This window comes from Micromonospora sp. NPDC003776 (assembly GCF_053605645.1).
On the sequence record NZ_JBSGJR010000724.1, the window covers coordinates 1 to 2,972 of the forward strand.

Here is a 2,972-nt window from a genome sequence, read left to right on the forward strand (position 1 = left end):
CGTAGCCCTTCTCCATCAGGCAGCGCTTCGCGCCGGCGAGCAGGTCCTCCCGATTTCCCATGCCGGGCAGCCTACCGGAATCTTGAACATATGTCGTCGAGCTGGGCCGGCCAGCGGGCCTCGTCCACCAGGCGGTAGGTGGCCGGGACGACCCGCAACCCGAGCGGCGCGAGCGCGGCGCCGTCCTCGGTCGAGCGGGCGCGCCAGCCCCCGCCGTGGATCCAGAGCAGCACTCCGCGTTCGGTCATCCCGCCATCGTGTCCGCTCTGGCTGCGGCCCGCGAGTCCGCTCTGCCCAGGGCAGACCGGGGGTGCCGGAGGTCTCGGCTCGCCCCTACGGTCGCGTAACCTACTCGGGGTAAAGTTGCCGGATGCCGGAACTCGTGTACCCGCCCGTGATCGCCGCCGCCAGGACCATGTTCCGGGTCCTCGACCTGCGCCTGACCATCGAGGGCAGCCACCACGTGCCGCGGGCCGGCGGTGCCGTCATGGCCAGCAACCACGTCAGCTACCTGGACTTCATCTTCTGCGGCTACGGCGCGCTGGAGTCCCGCCGCCTGGTCCGGTTCATGGCCAAGGAATCCGTGTTCCGGCACAAGGTCTCCGGCCCGTTGATGCGCGGCATGAAGCACATCCCGGTGAACCGGGCGGCCGGCGCCGGCTCGTACGCCACGGCGGTCGGCGCGCTGCGCCGGGGCGAGGTGGTCGGGGTCTTCCCGGAGGCGACCATCAGCCGCTCGTTCACCGTCAAGGGCCTGAAGAACGGCGCCGCCCGGATGGCGCAGGAGGCCGAAGTGCCGCTGCTGCCGGTCGCGCTCTGGGGCACCCAGCGGCTCTGGACCAAGGGCCGGCCGCGCACCCTGACCCGCCGGCACACCCCGATCACGATCCTGGTCGGCGAGCCGATGGACCCGACCGCGTACCCGGACGCCAACAGCATGACCGCCGAGCTGCGCAGCCGCCTCGCCGCGCTGGTCGACCGGGCCCAGCGGGAGTACCCGGAGCAGCCGGCCGGCCCGGACGACGCCTGGTGGCAGCCGGCGCACCTGGGTGGCGCCGCGCCCACCCCCGACGAGGCCGTGGAGCTGGACCGCCAGGGCCGTCGCGCCCGCAGCACCTCCTGAAGGCCCGCGCCGCCCAGACTCCGCCGGCTCGCGCGGGGGCGGGGTGGCCGGATCGTTCCGCATCCGGGCCTGATGGTGCCTGCCGCCGCGCCGCCCGCCCGGCCAGGATCGAGAGCATGAGCAGAGCAGCACTCGTCGTGATCGACGTCCAGGAGTCCTTCCGGCAGCGCCCGATCTGGGCGTACGCCTCCCAGCCGGACATCGTCGACCAGGTCAACCGGCTGGTCGACGCGGCCCGCCGGCGGGGCGACCTGGTGATCTGGGTCCTGCACGCCGAGCCGGGCAGCGGTGGCGTCTTCGACCCGGCCAGCGGGCACGTCCGGCCGATCGACGGCCTGGCGCCGGCCGCCGGGGAGCCGACGCTGGTGAAGACGGCCCACAACGCCTTCACCACCACCAACCTCCAGCAGCTCCTCACCCTCGCCGGGATCCGGGAGCTCACCGTCTGCGGCATCCGCACCGAGCAGTGCGTGGAGACGACCACCCGGGTGGGCGCCGACCTCGGCTACGAGATGACCTTCGTGACCGACGCGACCGTCACCTTCCCCATCCCGCACCGGGACCTGCCGGCCGACGCCACCCTGGAGCAGATCCTCGCCGACCCGCGCACCCTCTCCGCCGCGGACATCGTCGCCCGCACCGAGTACGCCCTGGCCGGCCGGTTCGCCACGGTGCGTACCGTCGCCGAGGTGACAGCCGCGCTCCCGGTCGGAGCCTGACCCGTGGCCCGGGTCGTGTTCCTGCTGGTTCCGCAGGTGCACCTGCTGGACCTGGCCGGGCCGGCCCAGGTCTTCTCCGCCGCCGCGGACCTCGGGTACGACTACCGGCTGCACTACGTCGCGGCCACCACCGAGGTGCCGACCGTGCAGGGGGTGACGCTGCGGGCCGACACCGAATGGCCCGCGCTGGAGCCGGACGACCTGGTGGTCGTACCGGGGTGGCGGCCGTCGGCGCACGGCCCGGCGGGGCCGGTCGGCGCGGACGACCTGTGGCGGCTGGCCGCCCACCACGCGGTCGGGGGCACCGTGGCGAGCGTCTGCGCCGGAGCGTTCGCCCTCGGCAGCGCCGGCCTGCTCGACGGGCGGCGCTGCACCACCCACCACGAGGTACAGGACGAACTGGCCCGGCGGCACCGGGCCGCCCGGGTGGTCCGGGACGTGCTGTACGTGGTCGACGACCGGGTGGTCACCTCGGCCGGCATCGCCAGCGGCATCGACGTGGCGCTGCACCTGGTGGCCACCCGGCACGGCCCGGCGGCGGCCGCCCGGATCGCCCGCGCCCTCGTCGTGTACGCCCGGCGCAACGGGCACGAACAGCAGGCCAGCGAGATGATGCGGCACCGCTCGCACCTCTCCGACGCGGTGCACCGGGCGCAGGATCTGATCGACGCGCGGTACGCCGAGCCACTGCCGCTGGCCGACCTGGCCGCCGCCTGCGGGGTGGCCGAGCGCACGCTGAGCCGGCTGTTCCGGCAGACCACCGGGCTGACCCCGCTCGGCTACCAGCAGCTGCTGCGGGTGGAGCGGGCCGAGCACCTGATCGGGCACGGCGCCACCGCCGAGGCCGCGGCCCGGGCGGTCGGCTTCACCGACGCCCGCATGCTGCGCCGGCTGCGCGCCCGCACCCGGCCCCCGCTGGCCCTCGCCGGCTGACCACCGGCTCCGGCGGTCCGGCGGTCCGGCTCCGGCGGTCACCGGCGTGACCGACTCCGCTTGCGGCAGGTCGGGCCTTCGAGCGGCCGGGAGACCGCGACACGCCGACTGGGGTGAGGTCAGCGAGGGCGCGGCCCTGGACGTCCTGGCCGCCGCCGTCGAGGCCGGCGTCACCTTCCTGGACACCGCCGACGTGT

At 74.9% G+C, this 2,972-nt stretch carries 4 protein-coding genes; 3 read left to right on the plus strand and 1 reads right to left on the minus strand.

Annotated elements, in window-relative coordinates:
- Positions 1-71: 71 nt before the first annotated feature.
- Positions 72-248 carry an alpha/beta hydrolase gene (locus ACWEVO_RS33970; protein ID WP_452311510.1) on the minus strand — a complete coding sequence of 59 codons (177 nt, stop codon included), beginning with the start codon at positions 246-248 and terminating at the stop codon, positions 72-74.
- A 122-nt stretch (positions 249-370) separates the two neighbouring features.
- On the opposite strand from ACWEVO_RS33970, the gene ACWEVO_RS33975 reads away from it, so the two are divergent.
- The 3 genes from ACWEVO_RS33975 (at position 371) to ACWEVO_RS33985 (ending at position 2,775) form a co-directional block, all read left to right on the plus strand.
- A complete protein-coding gene (locus tag ACWEVO_RS33975; RefSeq protein ID WP_452311511.1) occupies positions 371-1,123 on the plus strand; it encodes a lysophospholipid acyltransferase family protein in 753 nt (250 codons plus the stop codon).
- A 116-nt stretch (positions 1,124-1,239) separates the two neighbouring features.
- Positions 1,240-1,842, plus strand: coding sequence for an isochorismatase family protein (locus ACWEVO_RS33980; protein ID WP_452311512.1), 603 nt, complete (start codon positions 1,240-1,242; stop codon positions 1,840-1,842).
- Positions 1,843-1,845: 3 nt separating this feature from the next.
- Positions 1,846-2,775: a GlxA family transcriptional regulator gene (locus tag ACWEVO_RS33985; RefSeq protein ID WP_452311513.1), complete on the plus strand. Its 930-nt coding sequence runs from the start codon at positions 1,846-1,848 to the stop codon at positions 2,773-2,775.
- Positions 2,776-2,972: the final 197 nt, after the last annotated feature.